The sequence below is a fragment of the Fulvitalea axinellae genome (assembly GCF_036492835.1).
Taxonomy (GTDB): domain Bacteria; phylum Bacteroidota; class Bacteroidia; order Cytophagales; family Cyclobacteriaceae; genus Fulvitalea; species Fulvitalea axinellae.
This window is the reverse complement of sequence record NZ_AP025314.1, coordinates 1,234,287-1,254,406: the sequence shown is the minus strand read 5'-3', so window position 1 is coordinate 1,254,406 and position 20,120 is coordinate 1,234,287. Positions and strand designations below refer to the sequence as shown.

Here is a 20,120-nt window from a genome sequence, read left to right as displayed (position 1 = left end):
GTGACAACCTTTATTATTCACCAACAAAAAACTTAAAGTTACTTTTTCAGGTATGCGACCACCAGAACTGAGTTGTCCTCCAGCTCCACTCCTAACTCCTCACATTGTTTATCGCTCAACTTTTCCAGAGAATAAAGGCAAGCCATCCTATCTTTCTCCAAATAATCCGGCCAGAAGAAAGCCCCTTTCAGCGCGTCATTTATCAAACCGAACTTATCCAAACTCGACTTCCAATTTGTATGAAACAAAACTTCCCCTGTTTGAAAATCTATTAAGGAATAAATCCTTTCGTTCTTTACCACATAATTAACGGCACAATATCGATCACCAAAACTCCAAAACGGTCGAGTCATTTCTCCCCTAGCCGTCGCCTTTTTTCTCTCTCCTAGATCAACACTTGCCAACAAGCCTCTTTGCGGGACCGTACTCTTTATCAACGCAAATGGTTTACTGCCCTGTGAAGTCAAATGATAAAGTGTATCCGTAAATAATCCCTGGTAAATCCATTCATCGCCAAATCGTTTTGGTTGGACACTCGTATGCATCGATATATTATAACTTTTGTCCAATACCTCCGAACTCTTACTGGCCTCTGTTTTCAGCAGGTTAAATGCTGAATCAAAAAATAAAACTCCCTTTCTGTTAGAGCTATAATAGTTTTGGTAAGGAAAGAATGCCCACGAATTCTCCGAAAGTATTTGCCAATCGCCCCCTCTTCTTCCATGATAGCGAACAGCAACCTGTTTTCCCTTAAAATCATAGACAAGAACTTTTTCGGAACTAACGATATAAATCTTCTGATTTTGAACAGAAACCTTTTCTATGCTTCTATATTCCTTTGGCCCTTCTCCTTTGTCCGCAATGGTAAAAAGATGCTTACCTTCCAAATCAAAAACTAAAACCACATCCTGTTCCCCCTCCGAAAAAACTGCAAACTGATTATCAATATGACGCAACTGAGGATACCGCCCTAATAACGCTTCCTCTTTGTTCTCCAGTTTAATAACCTTAACACTGTCTGTAATACCTGAAAGTTTACAATTTTTTTGGGGTGCACTTGGGTCGAGCGTTATCACTTTCAAGCTATTGTCATCTGGACTTTTCTTCTTATTAGAAGTACACGAGCAAAAAAACGACACAAAAGCTAATAATGTAAAAATTCTCAAAATCATGCTATAATATTTAAATCAAAAAGGTGTTAACTAAAAAAATCATTATCAGAAATTAAAATAATAATTCAATTTTATAGAAATGTGCTTTTAAGAAAAAAACTCTAAACAATAGCCATATTTCATTAAAAACCCAGACAATATCACCACCCAGCCCACCCCTCATCAAAAAAACCGGAACGGTCTAAAAACAACAATGCCATTAACGCTCTGGAGTTTTTATCCTCGTATTCAAACACATTATAACTATTCGGATCAAAATTATAGATACTCAACAGCCCGAATTCCTTACAGAAAAAAAGATTCATCTTCATGTGAAGTCCCGCAAATTGCCGATACTTTAAAACCGTATATCGCTTTCTGTCCACCTCAAAGGTTTTCTTTTCCAGCAACTTACATTCCTCTCCCCAATACCACATAATTGTATCAGTATCCATGCTTATTTGATGGGGGATATATACAAGCTTAGATCCGTCATGCTGTACTTTCCGGACACTGTCTGGCTCCCACCCTAACATTTCTACCCTACGCTTATCATGCAACGTATCGGTCGTCACTACAATGGGTTCAAAATTGGTTATCCTTGAATATGGCCGAATCAATCTCATAACACAAGGTTTGCCGACTACCGGCTTACTCGCTTGTCCTACTCCTTTCTCAACTTCGGAAGAACAACCGCCAAAACACAGAGCACCAAGCATCACGCAGATCAAGTAAAAACTCTTACGTCTCATATCAATTAGATTAAAACGGAACAACAACTACCAATGTAGTTATATAGATCATTCTACACAACCCCTACAATATCAGTTAAAGTTTTAATAAAAAACATCTTCCCTTTTAGCTCTCGCTTACGAAGAATCCCTATCAAAAAGCACCATCCGCAATCAATTCCCAAAATTGCATTTGCTCACAATTAATGGCCAACCCCCGACTACCTAAAATAATTCCCCCAAACAAAAGGGAGCTAACGGCCAAAACTATAAAAAATCCCCCTCCAGGGTCTTCCATGTCAGTTTTTACACGTTTCTGGTCATATTTTTTAAGTCCCCGAGGGCTCTTTTTGATGTAATTAGACCTCGAAAAAGCACGCATTTATAAATTTCACAAGCTGATGTTAAGGAAAACATTTTTGAGCATTTGCCTGCTTGCGCTGGTCTGCGTAAGCTCGCTTTCCGTCGGCTGGGCCAAGGATTATAAACTGTCCTCTCCCGACGGCAAAATAAATATTACGGTCAGCGACAATGGCGGATTCCGCTATGCCGTAGATTTCAACGGACGCCAAGTGCTAAAGCCTTCGGCTTTCGCCATGGAAATGGACGGTTACTCGCCATTCGGCACCAGTCCAAGGGTTTCAAGAGTAAAAAGACGCTCGGTAAACGAGACGCTCAAGCCGACCGTGGCCCGGAAATTCGCCAGCCTCAAAGACCAGTACAACGAAATGACCCTGGTTTGCGGACGCCGTTACAGCGTAACTTTCCGCGCTTATGACGAGGGCCTGGCCTACCGTTTCGAAACCCGCTTGGGCAAAAACGTAAAGGTAAACGAGGAAACCGTGGAATATAACTTCCCGGAAGACTACAAGCTGTTCCTCCCGAAGGAAACAAGCTTTTATTCGCACCAAGAGCGGATTTATGTCCAGCAAAAGCTCTCGCAAGTGGGCGATACGCTCAGTTCACTGCCCGCCATGGTGGATTTGGGCCAAGGCGCCAAAATGCTGATCTCCGAAGCCGACCTCTACGACTACCCCGGCCTCTGGCTGAAGGGAACGGCTGACGGTTCCGCCAAATTCGACGGCGTTTTCCCGAAACTCCCCTCGGAATACAAAGACGGCAGCGACCGTGACCGTTACGTCACCAAGCGCGAGGATTTTATGGCCGAAACTTCCGGACGCCGTACTTTCCCTTGGCGGATGATGATCCTCTCGGAGGAAGACAAAGACCTGATGGCATCAGACCTTGTATTCAAGCTTTCAAGGCCTTTGGCCGTGGAAGACGCCGAATGGGTGAAGCCCGGCAAGGTGGCTTGGGACTGGTACAACGCCAACAACATCAAAGGCGTGGATTTCCGCGCGGGCATCAACACCGAAACTTACAAATACTACATCGACTTCGCGGCCGACTACGGATTGGAATACATCATTCTGGACGAGGGCTGGTACGTACTCGGCGACTTGCTGACGCAAACCAGACACATGGACGTACCCGCCATCATCGACTACGGAAAGAAAAAAGGCGTGGGCGTAATCCTCTGGATGTCTTGGAAAACGCTTGACGAGCAGTTTGACCAAGCCATGGAACAGGCCTCGAAATGGGGCGCCGCCGGCCTGAAAGTCGATTTTATGCAACGCGACGACCAACCGATGGTCAACTATTACGAAAAAGTGGCCAAAGAAGCCGCCAAGCGCCATCTGCTTGTCGATTTCCACGGCTCTTACAAACCGTCCGGCCTGCGCCGAGCCTACCCGAACGTGGTCTCTTACGAAGGCGTCCGCGGACTCGAACAGCACAAATGGGGCGGATACTGCAACCCGGACCACGACGTTCAGCTTCCGTTTATCCGCAATGTTGTCGGACCGATGGACTACACGCCGGGCGCGATGGACAACGCCCAGCCGGGCAACTACCGCGGGCGCTTCAGCCGTCCGATGAGCCGTGGCACGCGCTGTCACCAAATGGCGATGTACGCCGTGTTCGAAAGCCCGCTCCAGATGCTGGCCGACTCGCCTTCGAACTACATCCGCGAGGCCGAGTGTACCGAATTTATCGCGCAATTCCCCACCGTTTGGGAAGAGACCGTACCTCTTGCCGGCAAAGTTGGCGAATACGTGGCCGTAGCCCGAAAATCTGAAGGCAAGTGGTATATGGGCGCCATGACAGGCTTGGACGACAGGGAGCTTGAGATCGATTTCTCATTCCTGCCTGCCGGCGAACACAAAATCGAGATTTTCCAAGACGGCGTCAACGCCGACCGCCACGCCGAAGACTACAAACGAGTGGTAAAAACGGTAAACAACCGCACGAAAATGAAAATCAAAATGGCTCCCGGCGGCGGTTGGGCGGCTATTGTCAAATAATCATGAATATTGGATTGGCGTAGAGGCGGAAAACATCCTGCCTCTACGCCAATCTCCACTCCATCGATTTTTTCAAAAACACAGCACGGATGAATTTTAAGAATCTAACGCTAAGCATTCTAGCGCTTTTTATCACTACACTGTCCTTTGGCAAAAAAGCCAAGGAACAAACCATCGCGCTCCATACCCGAACCAGCACGATGGTTTACCACGTCAACAAGTGGGGCAAAGTATACTTCAAATACCTCGGCTCAAAACTTCAGCGCCCTGAAGAAGCCACTCTTGTATCCGACGAAGCCAAAGAGGCCTACCCCGCTTTCGGCGACGGATCCTCGCACGAAGTGGCCTTGCTTGCCACCCACGCCGACGGCTCATTGGCTACGGATTTGTATTACGACAGCCACAAACTGACACAAAACGACAAAGGAACGCTGATGGCCCTGCGCCTCAAAGACCAGCTGAAACCTTTTTTCGTGACCGTCTACGTTCAGGCTTTCGAAAAAGAAAATACATTTACGCAGTGGACCGAGATCCGGCACAAGGAAAAAAATCCCGTCAAACTTGAGTCTTTCGCTTCGGCTTACCTCTCGTTCCGCGCCGACAGCTACCACCTGATGCACTTCAACGGCGGCTGGGCCATGGAAATGCAACTCACGGAAGAACAGCTGAAGCGCGGCACCAAACTGATCGAGACCAAACGTGGCGTACGCGCCACGGAATACGAAAATCCGTCTTTCGTTCTCTCTTTCAACGACAAGGCCCACGAAGATTACGGCGACGTAATGATGGGCGCCTTGGCTTGGAGCGGCAACTACCGTTTGGCTTTTCAGGTGGACGACCAATACCGCTGTAACCTGAACCTCGGCGTCAGCCCATTCGCCTCTGATTATTTTTTGGAGAAAGGAAAAACTTTCACCACTCCAAAGATGGTCTACACCTATTCGACCAACGGCAAAGGCGAAGCCAGCCGAAACCTGCACCGTTGGGCCCGCAACCACGCATTGCGCGGCGGACAAGACGAACGCCCCGTAGTGCTCAACAGCTGGGAAGGCGCGTATTTCTCGTTCAATGAGGAAAAATTGCAGAAAATGATGGACGGCGCCGCCGATATGGGCATAGAGATGTTCGTGCTCGACGACGGCTGGTTCGGCAACAAATATCCGCGCAACGGCGCCAACGCCGGCTTGGGCGATTGGCAAACCAACCGCAAAAAATTACCGAACGGACTGGAATCGCTGATCGATTACGCCGAGGGCAAAGGCTTGAAATTCGGACTGTGGGTAGAGCCCGAAATGGTAAACCCGAAAAGTGTTTTGGCAGAAACGCATCCGGAATGGATTATCCAGCGCGAAGGACGCAAACGCATGCTTGTACGGGGCCAACTTTTGCTGGACCTAAGCAATCCCGACGTGCAGGATTTCGTCTTCAACGCCGTGGACAGCATCCTCACGGCCCATCCGCGCATCGCCTATATCAAGTGGGACGCCAACCGCCATATACAGAATTTCGGCTCGGAACACCTGCCCGCCGACCGTCAGTCGCACCTTTGGATCGACTACGTAAACGGCCTTTACGACGTATACGCCAAGCTTGAAAAATCGCACCCTGAAGTAATCTTCCAGCTTTGCGCCTCGGGCGGTGGCCGAGTGGATTACGGCGCCTTGCGCTACCACCACGAGTTTTGGGCCAGCGACAACACCGACGCCCTTACCCGCCTTAATATCCAGTGGGGTTACAGCCACTTTTTCCCGGCAATGGCCATGGGCGCCCACGTATCCGTATCGCCAAACCACCAGACAAAACGCTCCGTCCCGCTCAAATTCCGCTTTGACGTAGCCATGAGCGGACGCTTGGGCATGGAGCTTCAGCCCATCGACCTGAACGACAAGGAAAAAGCCTTCGCCAAAAAAGCGATCGCCATATACAAAAGCCTCCGCCCGCTGGTACAGCACGGAGATTTGTACCGCATACAGTCGCCATACGGCGAATCGGGTTACACCAGCCACGGCTTCGTCAGCCCGGATAAAAAAGACGCCGTGTTCTTCACTTACTGCACAAAGTTCCACCGCCGTAGCGAACGCGGCCATCTCCGCCTCAAAGGCCTCGACCCGAACAAGCTCTACCGCCTGACCGAAATAAACAAAACCGGCGCAAAGTGGACTCCGCTAATCGAAGACGGTTACACAGTATCTGGCGAAACGCTGATGAAAAAAGGAATCCGGATGCGCTTCAAAAGGCCGATGGAAAGCATGGTCTTCCGCCTGGAATCCGTGGAAAATCCAGGACTTTGAGATTGGAACGAAGTAAAGCGTAAAGAGTAAATAGACTGCGAGGAACAGAATACAACTTGAATAAAAACAACGCACTCACTTCAATAGCATAATATTAAAAAAGAGTCGCTGGCGCGAGGCTCCAGCCTCGTGCCTAACCTTATCCGGAGGCTCCAGCCTCCAAAAACATAATCACACACACAGCCAAGGCGTGGATCAGCATCCGAAAGGATGCCGAACTCCACGCCTTTTCCGTTTTCATCACAAATGTCCACAACTCAGGACATTATCCCTCAAGGGGCGAAATATATTAACCGTCACAGTTTTTCGTCCATAAGGGGTAATCCATCACAACCGTTGACGCACCCCCTACTAAAAAACCCGCCCATGCTGGTGTTTTCTATTTATCAAGCGGTTAGCCTTGGCCCAAGCTACCGCCTGAGCTAAATTCATCCCTCGACAATTCCGCTGTCGCAAGCGTAAAAACACAGCGTCGCCTGTGGCAAAAACCAACTCCAGTCTCCAGACCGGAACCGAAGCCCAATGCTTTTCTTTTTTTCCAAAAAGAAACAAAAACAAGAACGGACGTCCACACAACGACAGTTCTTACCGGAGCCAGACACACACATTTTTAACGGATACTTAAACAAGTATATCCAGATGCATACACACACACGCATACAGTCACTTTTCCACCCGTCACACTTCGGGCTAATGCTCTTGGCCATGTTTGTCGGGTTGCTCAGCGCCCGCGCCGACGTAGTCGACAGCCTGCGGAGCGCGCCCGCCAACGGGCCGGAATTCTCCACCGCCGGGTTTTTCGAAGTCGAAGGCTCCGGCCGGGAAGTCCACAACTTTAACGTGGGATGGCGTTTCCTCAAAAGCGACGCCCGCAACGCGCAAGACCCCGCCTTCAACGATGCCGACTGGGACGTGGTAAGCCTTCCGCACGGTTTGGAACTGATGCCTATCCTGTCCAGCGGTAGCAAAAACTACCAAGGCCCGGCTTGGTACCGCAAGCGTTTCAAGCTTTCGGATGATATGAAAGGCAAAAAAATCTTCGTCCACTTCGAAGGAATAATGGGCAAATGCCAAGTGTGGCTCAACGGCCAGCCGCTTTCGGAACACTTCGGCGGTTATTTGCCCGTAATCGTAGACATCAGCGAGGGCGCACGCTTCGGCGAGACGAACGTGATAGCCGTCCGCGCCGACAACAGCGACGACGACAGCTACGCCCCCGGCAAACCGCAGCAGTACCTTGACTTCAGCTATTTCGGCGGCATCTACCGCGACGCTTGGCTGATCGCCACAAATCCAGTCCATATCACCGACCCTAACCGCTCGAAAACGGTAAAAGACGGCGGCGTGCTGGTTCATTTCGAAAACTTCTCGGAGAAATCGGTGTCGGTAGTGATCGAGACGGAGATTTTCAACGAATCGGATAGAAGCGTGAGCTTTACGCTGGAATCTTCCCTTAAGGAAAAAAACGGAACGAAAGCCGGTTCTACCCGCAAAGGCGTCCGCGTGGGCGCCGGGCAGAAGACGGTTGTGCGCCAAGTGATCAAGGTAAAACAGCCTAAACTCTGGCATCCGGACGCTCCACATCTCTATAATTTGTTCTCAAGCCTGAGAAAAGGAAACAAAAACATCGACGGTTTCCGGACACGGGTGGGCATCCGCAAGATCGAATTCCGTGGCAAAGACGGATTATACCTCAACGGCAAACCGTTCGAAGACAAACTTATCGGCGGTAACCGCCATCAGGATTTCGCCTACTTGGGCAACGCCATCCCGAACTCTATGCACTGGCGCGACGTGCGCAAACTCCGCAGCGCCGGTATGCGCGTGGTCCGCTCGGCGCACTACCCGCAAGACCCCGCGTTTATGGACGCCTGCGACGAGTTGGGCATGTTTATGATCGTGCCTACGCCTGGCTGGCAGTTTTTCAACAACAAAAACAAGCGGTTCGCCGAGCGCGTGCTCAACGATATCCGCCAGATGGTCCGCCGCGACCGTGGCCACGCCAGCATTTTCCTTTGGGAACCTATCCTGAACGAAACGCATTATCCGGTGGAATTCGCCAAAGAATCGCACCAGCTGGTACATACCGAAAGCCCGTACGGCAACACCTACACCGCCGCCGACCACAACTCGCGCGGACACGAAGCCTTTGACGTTCTCTTCGCCCACCCCGTAGGCAGGGAAAGCTGGGAACTCAAGGGCTACGATATGCCGCAGTCGGTATTCACCCGCGAGTGGGGCGACAACGTAGACGACTGGTCGGCCAACAATTCCACCAACAGAGTATCCATCGCCTGGGGCGAAAAACCGCAACTGGTACAGGCACTGCACTTCGCCAATCCGGAATACCATACGTATTTCACTTGTTTCGAAAGGCTTTATCGCCAACCTCGCCAACATATCGGCGGTACGCTTTGGCACGCCTTCGACCACCAGCGCGGTTGCCAGCCGGACCCGTTCTTCGGCGGTATTCTCGACGCTTTCCGTCGCAAAAAGTATTCGTATCACCTGTTCGCCAGCCAGACTGACCCGAGCATTAAGCTCGACAACGCCGAAAGTGGACCGATGGTCTATATCGCCAACGAGATGACTCCTTTCTCCGACAGCGACGTCACCGTATTCTCCAACTGCGACGAAGTTCGCCTTACGGCCTTCGGCAAAGTTATCGGAACGAAAAAAGTGAAGGATCCCAACTTCAAGATGCCTCACCCGCCCGTAGTGTTCAAAGACGTTTACGGCTTTATGGATATGAAACACCGCCAGCGCAAAGGCAAGCACAGCGAGGTGTTCATTTTGGCCGAAGGCCTGATCGACGGCAAAGTGGTCACCAGCCAAAAGCGCGTGCCCGGCCAGCGTGTCCGCAAAATCGTGCTCCGCGCCGACTACGACGGTTCAGCCCTCCGCGCCGACGGCTCTGATGTAATCACCGTCTTCGCCTACATCGTTGACCACAACGGCACCATCAAGCGCCTGAACAACGAACGCGTGAAATTCACGGTAAGCGGTGCCGGCGAACTGGTACACGACGACAAAATTGGCTCAAACCCGCGCAGGGTGGAATGGGGAAGCGCCCCGGCACTGATCCGCGCAGGAACCAAGCCCGGGAAAATATTGGTGAAAGCTACGCTGAATATCGAAGGTCCTCAGTTGCCAATCGGCGGAGAGTTGGTGTTGGAGACACATCCGGCCGCACAGCCATTGCTGTTTAAGGAAATACCGACGAAAAACTCGAAAGGAAATTCTGTAGCCCAAAACAGCAACGTAATCGAAAGCGACCAGCTCCGCGAAGCCAAGCGCAAAGTGCAGGAGCTTGAACAGCAAATCCGCCAGATCAAGCTTAAAGAAGTCGAAAAACAACAGTCCGACTTCGAAGGCAACGTGAAAAAGGACGCTCAATAAGATTGGTAAAGAGTAAAGAGTCCTGAGTAAAAAGTCTGCTCGATGATATTCTGATAAAAAACATCGTCAGCACAGAGGTCACAGCCTCCAAACCAGCGAGATTTAAAAGGCGGAAGCCAAGACTTCCGCCCTCATTTAATAATTAGATTTTTATGTTTTGTACGCGATTTATTAAGAAGATCGGCGCCCTAAAGCCATTGGCCTTGGCGGCGCTCGCCTTTGCGTTAGGCGCCGGACAATCGCAGGCAGAAACGGTCAGCGACACGCTGGTCATTTCCCCTAAAAAAGGTCCGGAATTCTCTACCGCAGGCTTTTTTAAAGTGGACGGAGGCGGACGCGAAGTCCACAACTTCAACGTAGGCTGGCGCTACGCCAAAGGCGACGTAAAAGGCGCCGAAAACGTAAACCACAACGACGCCGACTGGGAGATCGTTAGCCTTCCGCACGGTTTGGAACTGTTGCCGGTACAGGCCAGCGGTTGCAAAAACTACCAAGGCCCGGCCTGGTACCGCAAGCGTTTTGAGGTGCCGGCCAGCATGAAGGGCAAAAAGATCATCGTCCATTTTGAAGGCATTATGGGCAAAAGCGAAGTGTGGGTAAACGGCCAGCCCGTTACCAAACACCTCGGCGGTTTTCTGCCCGTAATCGCCGACATCACCGACGTGGCCCGCTTCGGCGGTACCAACGTTATCGCCGTAAAGGCCGACAACAGCGACGACCCGAACTTCCCTCCGGGCAAACCGCAGGAAAACCTCGACTTCTCGTACTTCGGCGGCGTGTACCGCGACGCTTGGCTGATTTCTTCGGACAAGCTCCATATCACCAACGCCAACCGCTCAGACAAAGTGGCCGGCGGTGGCGTGATCGTTCACTTCGAAAACTTCTCGGAGAAAATGGTAACGGTGGTAGCCGAAACGGAAGTATTTAACGAATCGGCCAAAAGCCGGAGCATGGTGGTGGAAAGCGCCTTGCGCGACCGCCAAGGAAAAATCGTGGGCAAAGCCCGCAAGAGCCTCAGACTGGCTCCCGGCAAAAAAGGAACCGTAAAGCAGATTATCAAAGTAAAAACACCGGAACTTTGGCACCCAGACCGCCCTTACCTCTACGATCTTTTGTCTTCTGTTAAGGCAGGAAGAAAAACCGTAGACGGAATCCGTAACCGTGTCGGTATCCGCAAGATCGAATTCCGTGGAAAAGACGGCTTCTACCTCAACGGCAAACCGTTCGAAGACAAACTTATCGGCGCCAACCGCCATCAGGATTTCGCTTATATCGGCAACGCTTTGCCTAACTCGCTCCACTGGCGCGACGTGAAAAAACTGCGCGATGTGGGTATGCGCGTTATCCGTTCGGCCCACTATCCGCAAGACCCCGCCTTTATGGACGCCTGCGACGAGTTGGGTATGTTTATGATCGTGCCTACTCCAGGCTGGCAGTTCTTTAACTGGAAAAACAAGAAAGTATTCGTAAACCTCGTCTACAACGATATCCGCCAGATGGTCCGCCGCGACCGTAACCACGCTTCGATTCTCCTTTGGGAACCGATCCTGAACGAAACGCACTATCCGGAAGACTTCGCGCAGACGGTTCACAATATCGTGCACGAAGAATACCCGTTCCAAGGAGCCTACACTTCCGCAGATCACCACGCCAAAGGCAAGCAGTACTTTGATGTGCTCTTCGCCCACCCTATCGGGAAAGAAAGCTGGGAAGCCAAGAATTACGATATGCCACAAACGGTATTTACCCGCGAGTGGGGCGACAACGTGGATAACTGGTCGTCGCATAACTCCACTAGCCGCGTAGCACGCGACTGGGGCGAGCAAGCCCAATTGGTACAGGCACTACACTACGCCAACCCGAGCTACGGCGATTACTTCACTTGCTTCGAACGCCTTTACCGTACGCCGCGCCAACACTTCGGCGGCGCGTTGTGGCACTCGTTCGACCATCAGCGCGGTTACCACCCGGATCCGTTCTTCGGTGGCGTAATGGACGCTTTCCGCCAGCCTAAATTCTCTTACCACATGTTCGCCAGCCAGACGGACCCGAGCATCAAGCTTGAGCAAGCCGAAAGCGGACCGATGGTGTACATCGCCCACGAAATGTCGCCGGTATCCGGCGCCGACGTAGTGGTGTTCTCAAACTGCGAAGAGGTTCGTTTGACCGCCTTCGGCAAAGTGATCGCCACCAAGAAGGTAAAAGACCCGAAATACAAAATGCCTCATCCGCCAGTGGTTTTCAAAGACGTGTTCCACTTTATGGACCTGAAGAAGCTCACGCGCGGACGCAAGTACGACAAGGTGAACATCAAGGCCGAAGGCCTGATCGGCGGAAAAGTTGTGACTACCATGGTACGCAAGCCTTCTTACCGGGCTTCGAAAATCATACTGAAGCCTGACTTCAACGGAGCGGCGCTTACCGCCGACGGATCGGACATCGTAACCGTAGTGGCTTATATCACCGACCAAGACGGCACCGTGAAGCGCCTCAGCGAAGAGCGCGTCAAATTCAGCGTAAGCGGCGAAGGCGAACTGATTCACGACGAAAGCATCGCCTCGAACCCGCGCCGAGTGGAATGGGGAACGGCTCCGGCCCTGATCCGAGCCACTACCAAAGCCGGCAAGATCACGATCAAGGCCAGCATCGACTACGCCGGTAAGCACGTGCCGATGGAGGGCGAATTGGTAATCGAAAGCGTAAGCCCGGCCCACAACCTGCTGTACACGGAAGAGCCGGACAGAAACTTCTACGCCAACAAAAGCGGAAACGCCCAAGGCAACGGCGGATCGGAAGAGGTGAACACATTGAAAAAGAAACTGCGCCAAACCGAATACGAATTGCGCCAGCTGAAGCTGAAGACTGTAGAGAAACAGCAGTCTGACTTCGAAGGCAACGTAAAAGGCGACGCGCAATGATTTATCGGTAAAGCGTAAAGAGTCCAGAGTAAATAGTCCGCTCGCTTTTGGTTAGGTGAATTTTAGCGGTACTCTTTGCTCTGGGCTTTTTACTGAAAGTAAGGTCTTCCAGCGTTTAAGGTTACGGACAGGGCACGCCCAGTCCCTACATATCTGCGTGGTGTTTTCCTCTTTGACAAAAAATTACCGCACAGTATTTCTACGCTTTACTCTGCTGGACTTCTTACTTTTTTATATTCTGAAAAAAAAAAACGCCGGGGATTTACCCTCGGCGTTTTCTTTGCGGAATAGTTCCGACATCGTTCCGCTGTGGCGGAAAACGAGTTCTGTTATCTTCTGAACATGTTCATGGTCGGCATACCGCGACGGCCGCCTTGGAACTTGTTCATGGTCTTCATCAGCTTACGCATATCGTTGAACTGCTTCAACAGCTTGTTCACGTCCTGGATAGTGGTACCGCTACCTTGGGCGATACGGCGACGACGGCTACCGTCCAACAATTCAGGGTTTTTGCGCTCTTGCGGAGTCATCGACTTGATAATCGCCTCAATCGGTTTGAAGGCGTTATCGTCAATATCAAGATCCTTCACCATTTTGCCCATTCCCGGTAACATACCGATCAAGTCTTTGATGTTACCCATCTTCTTGATCTGCTGAAGCTGCGAAAGGAAATCCTCGAAGTTGAATTGGTTCTTGCGGATCTTCTTGTTGATACGCATCGCCTCTTCCTCGTCGAACGCTTGCTGGGCACGCTCCACGAGAGAAACAACGTCACCCATACCCAAAATACGCTGGGCCATACGATCAGGGTGGAATACGTCAAGAGCTTCCATCTTCTCGCCGTACGAGATAAACTTGATCGGCTTCTCAACGACCGTACGGATAGAAAGCGCGGCACCACCACGGGTATCACCGTCGAGTTTGGTCAATACGACACCATTGAAGTCCAAGCGGTCGTTGAAGGCCTTGGCCGTGTTTACGGCGTCCTGACCAGTCATCGAATCCACTACAAAAAGTGTCTCGGTTGGGTTGAGCGACTTCTTCAGAGCAGCGATCTCGTCCATCATCTGCTCATCCACAGCCAAACGGCCGGCGGTATCGACAATCACTACCTTCTTGCCGTTTTTCTTGGCGTAGTCGAGGGCATTGTTGGCGATCTCTACAGCGTTCTTGTTCTCGGGCTCGGCGTACACGTCCACACCTACCTGCTCACCCAAAACCTTCAACTGGTCGATAGCCGCGGGGCGGTAGATATCACAGGCGGTCAAAAGAACGTCCTTGCCCTGTTTTTTGATAAGAGAGGCAAGTTTACCCGAAAAAGTGGTCTTACCGGAACCTTGCAGACCCGAAATCAGGATAATGGCCGGCGAACCTTCCGTGCTCAACGGCTCGGCGCTTCCGCCCATCAGTTTCGTCAGCTCATCGCTTACGATCTTGATAAACAACTGGCCCGGCGATACGGAGATCAACACGTCCTGGCCCAAAGCCTCTTCCTTGATCTTGTCGGTTACCTGTTTGGCTACCTTGTAGTTAACATCGGCGTCAATCAACGCTCGGCGAATCTCCTTTACGGTAGATGCCACGTTGACATCGGTAATGCTCCCTTGCCCTTTGAGCGTCTTAAACGCCCTATCTAATTTAGTACTTAAATTCTCGAACATATATCCACAAATTTGCGACAAAAATACTCAAATATTCCCGCCTAACAAACTGCTAATCAATCCGGGCGAAAGCAAACCCCACCAAACTCGCCAAGGATGGTAGAAAACCCGCCCTTAAAGCAACAATATCAGGCTTTGGAAATACTGAGCACGCCTATCGGAAATACTTTCTGTAAATGGGGCTTTCCTTGTCGATCTTGATCTGAATAGCCTTATACGCCTCCACAGGGCGGTCAGTAGCGATAATGTCCGCACCGCCGTTTACCAAATCCAAATAGACGCCCTCGCCTTTGGCCACGGCCTTTTTGTCTAAGTTGCCAATAGCCCCGATTATGCACATAATACCTTTGTCATGAAGCATTTGGTAAAATTCCTTCGGCCGTTCGGTAAGGCCGGTGAAGGCTATCATCCGGTTGTCGGGAACTCCCGCGTCGCGGTGACGCTTGTATTCCTCCTCATTACGGATGGTCACCGAAATCATCATCTCCGGATCCAGCGCATGCACACGGTAAGCGTCATCGGCATTATAGGTAATCACGGCACAATACGGCGCGGCGCCCTGCGCGTGAATGGCGTCGATTACGCTCTTCCATGGCACCCCTTTCTTAACGTCCACAGTATAAACGGCCTTGCCTTTCACCCATCGCAGAGCTTCAGAAAAGCTCGGCACACGGTAATCTGTTATCGCTCCTTGATCATCTTCCAACAGCAAATCCTTCACTTGGGCGTAAGTAAGATCGTTGATGTTTCCCATACCGTTAGTGGTACGGTTTACGGTATTATCATGCATGAGCATCAGCGAATCGTCGGAAGTAAGAGCCACGTCGCATTCGATGATCACCGGCATTTGCGAAGCCACACGCCGGAAAGCCTCCAAACTGTTTTCGGGATAACCTTCCGCAGGGCCTCCACGGTGGGCGCTTATCATCGGAATCCTTTCGTACGTCCAGCCAAACAGCGCATGGTTGTCCTTGACGGTTTTCAGCTTAAGATAACTCCCCTTGTGGGTGGACTCCTGCTTGCCTACGCAAGACCACATCAAACAAACACAGGCCACAAAGGCCCAAAGTCGGGTGATATTCCTCATAACAGTATTCTTTACATTTCTTTCTTCTAAAGAAAGAAGAACAACTACAAACACTTAACAATCAGTCCGTTAAAACGAATAAATCATTATGGTAACCGAATAGGTAACCTACGACTACGCAGAATACCCCAGACTCATCCGGTCACCCTTGGGCTTTCCCACCAATCCGATTAAACGCTCAATTTGCCTATCTTTCACCTTAATTTGATCCCTCAAGACACGTAATTGTTCAGCATATTCTGCCACGTCCCTCCTCGTATTTCTAACAGACTCAATATCAGAGTGTTTATACTCCCCAAACATATCTCCTTCACCAAAAATCAACCACATAGGGTTAAGGTTATCAATTCTCTTCAGAATCATTACAAGACTGTCAAAACTTGGTTTTGATTGCCTTTCATTAAACAGGTTAGCAACCGTTGTATAGGACACCCCCGTTAACTTTGAGAATTGCATTTTATTCATATTCAACACCCGTAAAAGCTCTTTGAATCGACAATTGATTGACTGCTCCATTTCTCTTGATTTAGTTACATTCATAGCTAACTTCTAAATTTGCGTTACATTTTTTTGTAATACATATTGCAGACGTCTTAAGAATGCTTTTGCGTGTTGGGGGGTGCCGGGAAGTGCTCAACAACACGCAAATATACTCCGTTCGTACACATTAGGTTGTTTTAATGTATGGAAACCTCTGAAAACGCTGTCAAAAAATACACGGATTTGCCTCCAAAGCTAAAAAGCAAAATCGTTGACTTGTTCTCAAAGAAATTTGAAGTAGGACGTAACGTGTTTTTCTCCAGAATCAAAAAGGAAAAATTTTACCCTGTAGAAGAAAAATATGTATCCAAGACGATAAATGAGCTTACCGCCTAAACCCGCAAAAAAGTGGTAACCGAATAGGTAACCCAGAATGTATAATTTCCGGGATTTTCGTTTCCAAAATAGCTACGTAGGCAAACCATATCGAATCGGCGAAGACCGGCGCCCGTACGCCCCCTGTTCGGTCAGGGAATTCGACACCCAATAAAGCAAAGCACTAAGTACGCCAAGGCAAACGGCCGTGGAAACAGATTACCGAATCCAAACGGGGTTCCGCCTTTTGGGCGGAGCCCCCGACTTATCACTTTTCTATGGCTGACACGCAACTTAGCCACGGCTTCAATCCGAGGTTGTTGCTCGTCGATCCGTCCAAGGCGCTGAAGCGACTGAAAGACCGGATCGATTCGATCAACGATTCTTATGATTCGGCCGTTAGGCGTAAAAAGAAAATCAAGCTTTCCGTCAGGCGAACCGCCGAACGGACGCTGATGATGTTCATCCCCCAACTCAACGGCGCCATCCGCAAAGGCGAGGTTCCGCACCCCGGAGACCTGCCGGCTTTCGAGACCAAAAACGCCTCTCTGGCGTCCGAAGCCGACGCCGACAGCAAAACCATCTACAACCACCGCAAAAGGCTCTCCGAGGCCGGGATTTTCACCTCTACGGCCCTTCAGGGCAGATCCGGCATCCGGATCAGATTCAACCCGGAAATCCTTTGGGAAAAAGACACCGCCGAACTCGTCCGCGGTTTCGCCCTCTCTCCCTCCAAGCCCGAAAATTCCGCCCCCGAACGTCCTTCACGGAGGGGTCATCGGGAAAATTTCCCGACTCTAGTACCAGAACTTTCCTGTACTTCAGAAAATAGCAATAGGGCTGTGGACAAATGCGGTACGGCTTCGCCGTCGGATGCTTTGCTCCGCGAAAGCGATTTTCTCGCACACCCAAAAAGCAAAAATTCCCCAACTGAACCGCAAGCGCAAGGGGAAGAAACAGGCCGGGTTCCGCCGGCCGGGCATGTGGATAAGTCCGGGGAAAAGCGACGGAAAGACCGCTTGGTGACGGCGATGGCCCGCGACATCTGGAAATACGCTTGGCAAACGCTCTGGGCGGGCAAGATCATGCCCGAGTTCCAGCGGGAAAAGGCCTTGCGCAACCTCGGGCGGTTGCTGTTCAACCGCTACTACGAAAACAGGGAATACGCCACGCTGAAAGGCCGGGCGCTGGACAAATCGCTGGAACAATACCACGACGAGATCACCGAATGCCTCGACTACCAGCGGGCCTGCCTCGAAACGATCCCCGGCACTTGGATACCCGACAAACCCGAATGGTACTTCTACGAGGGGAACGCCCGAAACGGCTTTTCGCATACCCGCATGAGATTCGAACGCTACCGTTTGCGCAAGCAAAAGCGGGAACACCTCTCGGTATTCGAGCAAGTGAAGCGGGAAGCCAGAACGTACAGAAGGGACAAAGGGAGACACAAGGACAAGACGCCCACGGAGATGTACCGTTGGCACAGGCAAAAGATAGCGGACACGGGACAGGAATGGCTGATGAGGGAATTCGGCCGGTGGGCGTCACGCTCGCCTTACGTGCGGATCAACACCCAACTCTGGAACGTGGAACCGGACCTATAAAAAAAGTGGTCGCTAGGTGTCCCCACACCAAAGCGACCGGCTAACTTAATTAACAACTTTAATATCAGTAATTTATGAAAAATCAAACGAAAAACCAATGCAAAGTTCTCATATTTTTCACTGACGGAAACCGCCGTTATTTCTATTGCAAAAACGCCGAAAGGGTGATGCATTTGGTCACCAATTCCTTCCGGGGCAAGACCAAAACCTGCGTGTGCTACGACAACACGGACTCCCCGAGCAAAGGGCGGGAACTGATGAAATTCATTGACGGACAACTAATCTCAAGCGCGTTATGAAAAAGCGAAACACCCCGACCAACAAGGAGAAGATCGCCAAACTGGAAAAAGAAACGTCGCGTGTGGCAGACGCCTCCAGTTCGCTGATGTTGCTCGTATACCGCTCGCACCTGTGCGACAACCCTTTGGTTCCGGACAGGAAATGGTTTGACCGCGATTATTTCGTCGAGGACGGCAAGGCTTTACTAAACCGACTATCCAACTGATCCCGACATGCAAAGCATATTCAAATCAAAAAACTTCCTGCTCTTTGTGATCGTGCTTGTCATGTTCAACAATATAGAACACTGCGCCTACGTGCATCAGGAGATTTCGCGGAAGCTCTTCGGATCGGTTGGCCTGAACTGGGCGCACAGCGTAACGGTGGTCATAATCATAGAGCTGTCGATCATCGCTTTCGTTTACGCCGGCGAACGGATATTCTCGATCCTCTTCACCGCGGCCCTTTTCAGCCTGAACATCCTGTATTACGATATCCGGGGATTCTGGGAAGCGGGCCAATACGAGAACATTTTGGCCGCGCTGATTTATTCCTGCCTTTTCACTATCTCCATATACATGTTTTCCGAACTGCTGTCCAAGCAAGCCAAAAAACGCCCCGAAGAGGCTTTAAAGGCCGTTGCAACGGGACCGCAACGCGAAACGCAACAAGAGCGCAACGTGTCCGCAACGGCGTTGCAACGGGAACCGCAACGTAGGCGCAACGACGTTGCAACGCCGACGCAACGGGAAAAGGATCACGTTGCAACGCTACCGCAACGCCCTGACAACACTCCGAAACCGGAGGAACCCGACGGCTTTTTCTGCGAATGCGGAAGGTCGTTTGCCAAACAGCAATCGTTATCGGCCCATAAAAAACACTGCAAACATGGCGTCCCACAAAATCTACTACGAGAGGTACGGGAAAATTAAAACGGCCAAGATACGGGCCGACACCCCGCAAAAAGCCACCCTCCAATTCTACGTTTCCCCGGAGTTCGAAGGGTGCGCCTACATCTGCAACGAGTCCATCTCGGGCCCGGAGAAAGCCCGCAAGCTCGCCAGAATGTACCGCGAGAAAATAGAGTCCCGGCCCAAAGAACCGCAACTGAACGTCTTCGCCCATGCATAAGGAACTCAAAAATATACTGGACCGCCGGCTTCCGAATCTGACCGAGCAAAAGAAAAAGTTCTTGAACGCCACTATCAGTCGTTGGGAGAAAGAGGCCAAGCAAATTGACGCGCACGCCGTAAGGGACTGCGCAAGATTCTTTCACGATTTGCACCACCGAAAAATAATCGAAGACGCGGCGATGTGGATCAACGCCAACCTCAACAAACTGAAGTTCAGGAAGGCGGTAAACAGCGTAAAGCAACTTTCACTCTGGAAAAACCAATAACCATGACGCATCCGAGCCAAGAGGAACTTATCGCCCAATACCTCGAAGACCGTTTTCTGCTCGATTCGAGCGAAGACGATTTCCAAGGGCACAAAACATATCTCAACACAAGGGGAAGACTTTCCCCGGTCAATAACACACAGGAAAATGAACAACGAAAGACGCGAAATGCTGGACACGGCGACAGACGCCGTCAAGTTCTCGCAAGAGGTCCACAAACGGGTGTTCGGCACCAACCCGACGCCTGAAGAGACTTGGAAAGCCTTCGAAATGGTGACTCCCATATTCTACGGAATGGAGGAACCCGAAGAGGAACAGGACAACCGGGTCCCGCCACTCGGAAAGTAAGCGACACAAGCAAAAAGCCAAGCGTTAACGC

General features: G+C 50.8%; 16 protein-coding genes. 11 read left to right on the top strand and 5 right to left on the bottom strand.

All coding sequences use genetic code 11. The features are described 5' to 3' along the window. Nucleotides 1–38: 38 nt before the first annotated feature. Nucleotides 39–1,172: a 6-bladed beta-propeller gene (locus tag AABK39_RS05065; RefSeq protein ID WP_338393829.1), complete on the bottom strand. Its 1,134-nt coding sequence runs from the start codon at nucleotides 1,170–1,172 to the stop codon at nucleotides 39–41. Between the two features lie 140 nt (nucleotides 1,173–1,312). Then, nucleotides 1,313–1,903: a hypothetical protein gene (locus AABK39_RS05060; protein WP_338393828.1), complete on the bottom strand. Its 591-nt coding sequence runs from the start codon at nucleotides 1,901–1,903 to the stop codon at nucleotides 1,313–1,315. A 380-nt stretch (nucleotides 1,904–2,283) separates the two neighbouring features. On the opposite strand from AABK39_RS05060, the gene AABK39_RS05055 reads away from it, so the two are divergent. From AABK39_RS05055 to AABK39_RS05040, 4 genes are all read left to right on the top strand, one after another. Further along, on the top strand, nucleotides 2,284–4,245 hold the full coding sequence (locus AABK39_RS05055; protein WP_338393827.1) for a glycoside hydrolase family 97 protein: 1,962 nt from the start codon (nucleotides 2,284–2,286) through the stop codon (nucleotides 4,243–4,245). Nucleotides 4,246–4,334: 89 nt separating this feature from the next. Beyond that, entirely contained in the window at nucleotides 4,335–6,536 is a 2,202-nt protein-coding gene (locus AABK39_RS05050) for an alpha-galactosidase (RefSeq protein ID WP_338393826.1), read from the top strand. 639 nt (nucleotides 6,537–7,175) lie between these two features. Then, complete coding sequence (locus AABK39_RS05045) at nucleotides 7,176–9,935, top strand: glycoside hydrolase family 2 TIM barrel-domain containing protein (RefSeq protein ID WP_338393825.1); 2,760 nt, start codon at nucleotides 7,176–7,178, stop codon at nucleotides 9,933–9,935. 152 nt (nucleotides 9,936–10,087) lie between these two features. Beyond that, nucleotides 10,088–12,853, top strand: a complete 2,766-nt coding sequence (locus AABK39_RS05040; RefSeq protein ID WP_338393824.1) for a glycoside hydrolase family 2 TIM barrel-domain containing protein — start codon at nucleotides 10,088–10,090, stop codon at nucleotides 12,851–12,853. A 329-nt stretch (nucleotides 12,854–13,182) separates the two neighbouring features. Here the strand turns inward: AABK39_RS05040 and ffh are convergent, their stop codons facing one another. The 3 genes from ffh to AABK39_RS05025 form a co-directional block, all read right to left on the bottom strand. Then, nucleotides 13,183–14,514, bottom strand: a complete 1,332-nt coding sequence (ffh, locus tag AABK39_RS05035; protein WP_338393823.1) for a signal recognition particle protein — start codon at nucleotides 14,512–14,514, stop codon at nucleotides 13,183–13,185. Nucleotides 14,515–14,668: 154 nt separating this feature from the next. Then, nucleotides 14,669–15,601 carry a glycerophosphodiester phosphodiesterase family protein gene (locus tag AABK39_RS05030; RefSeq protein ID WP_338393822.1) on the bottom strand — a complete coding sequence of 311 codons (933 nt, stop codon included), beginning with the start codon at nucleotides 15,599–15,601 and terminating at the stop codon, nucleotides 14,669–14,671. Nucleotides 15,602–15,715: 114 nt separating this feature from the next. Beyond that, the gene (locus tag AABK39_RS05025) at nucleotides 15,716–16,117 is read right to left on the bottom strand and encodes a helix-turn-helix domain-containing protein (protein ID WP_338393821.1); all 402 of its coding nucleotides are present in this window, start codon (nucleotides 16,115–16,117) and stop codon (nucleotides 15,716–15,718) included. Between the two features lie 617 nt (nucleotides 16,118–16,734). On the opposite strand from AABK39_RS05025, the gene AABK39_RS05020 reads away from it, so the two are divergent. The 7 genes from AABK39_RS05020 to AABK39_RS04990 all read left to right on the top strand — a co-directional run bounded on the left by AABK39_RS05020 (nucleotide 16,735) and on the right by AABK39_RS04990 (nucleotide 20,089). Next, nucleotides 16,735–18,063 carry a hypothetical protein gene (locus tag AABK39_RS05020; RefSeq protein ID WP_338393820.1) on the top strand — a complete coding sequence of 443 codons (1,329 nt, stop codon included), beginning with the start codon at nucleotides 16,735–16,737 and terminating at the stop codon, nucleotides 18,061–18,063. A gap of 74 nt (nucleotides 18,064–18,137) precedes the next feature. Continuing rightward, a complete protein-coding gene (locus tag AABK39_RS05015; protein ID WP_338393819.1) occupies nucleotides 18,138–18,362 on the top strand; it encodes a hypothetical protein in 225 nt (74 codons plus the stop codon). Beyond that, nucleotides 18,359–18,568 carry a hypothetical protein gene (locus tag AABK39_RS05010; protein ID WP_338393818.1) on the top strand — a complete coding sequence of 70 codons (210 nt, stop codon included), beginning with the start codon at nucleotides 18,359–18,361 and terminating at the stop codon, nucleotides 18,566–18,568. Before AABK39_RS05015 ends, AABK39_RS05010 begins: the two co-directional genes overlap by 4 nt. A 7-nt stretch (nucleotides 18,569–18,575) precedes the next feature. Next, nucleotides 18,576–19,274: a hypothetical protein gene (locus tag AABK39_RS05005; RefSeq protein ID WP_338393817.1), complete on the top strand. Its 699-nt coding sequence runs from the start codon at nucleotides 18,576–18,578 to the stop codon at nucleotides 19,272–19,274. After that, nucleotides 19,231–19,473: a hypothetical protein gene (locus AABK39_RS05000; protein WP_338393816.1), complete on the top strand. Its 243-nt coding sequence runs from the start codon at nucleotides 19,231–19,233 to the stop codon at nucleotides 19,471–19,473. Before AABK39_RS05005 ends, AABK39_RS05000 begins: the two co-directional genes overlap by 44 nt. After that, nucleotides 19,466–19,741, top strand: coding sequence for a hypothetical protein (locus tag AABK39_RS04995; RefSeq protein WP_338393815.1), 276 nt, complete (start codon nucleotides 19,466–19,468; stop codon nucleotides 19,739–19,741). Before AABK39_RS05000 ends, AABK39_RS04995 begins: the two co-directional genes overlap by 8 nt. A 147-nt stretch (nucleotides 19,742–19,888) precedes the next feature. Next, nucleotides 19,889–20,089 carry a hypothetical protein gene (locus AABK39_RS04990; protein ID WP_338393814.1) on the top strand — a complete coding sequence of 67 codons (201 nt, stop codon included), beginning with the start codon at nucleotides 19,889–19,891 and terminating at the stop codon, nucleotides 20,087–20,089. The last annotated feature ends 31 nt before the right edge of the window (nucleotides 20,090–20,120 follow it).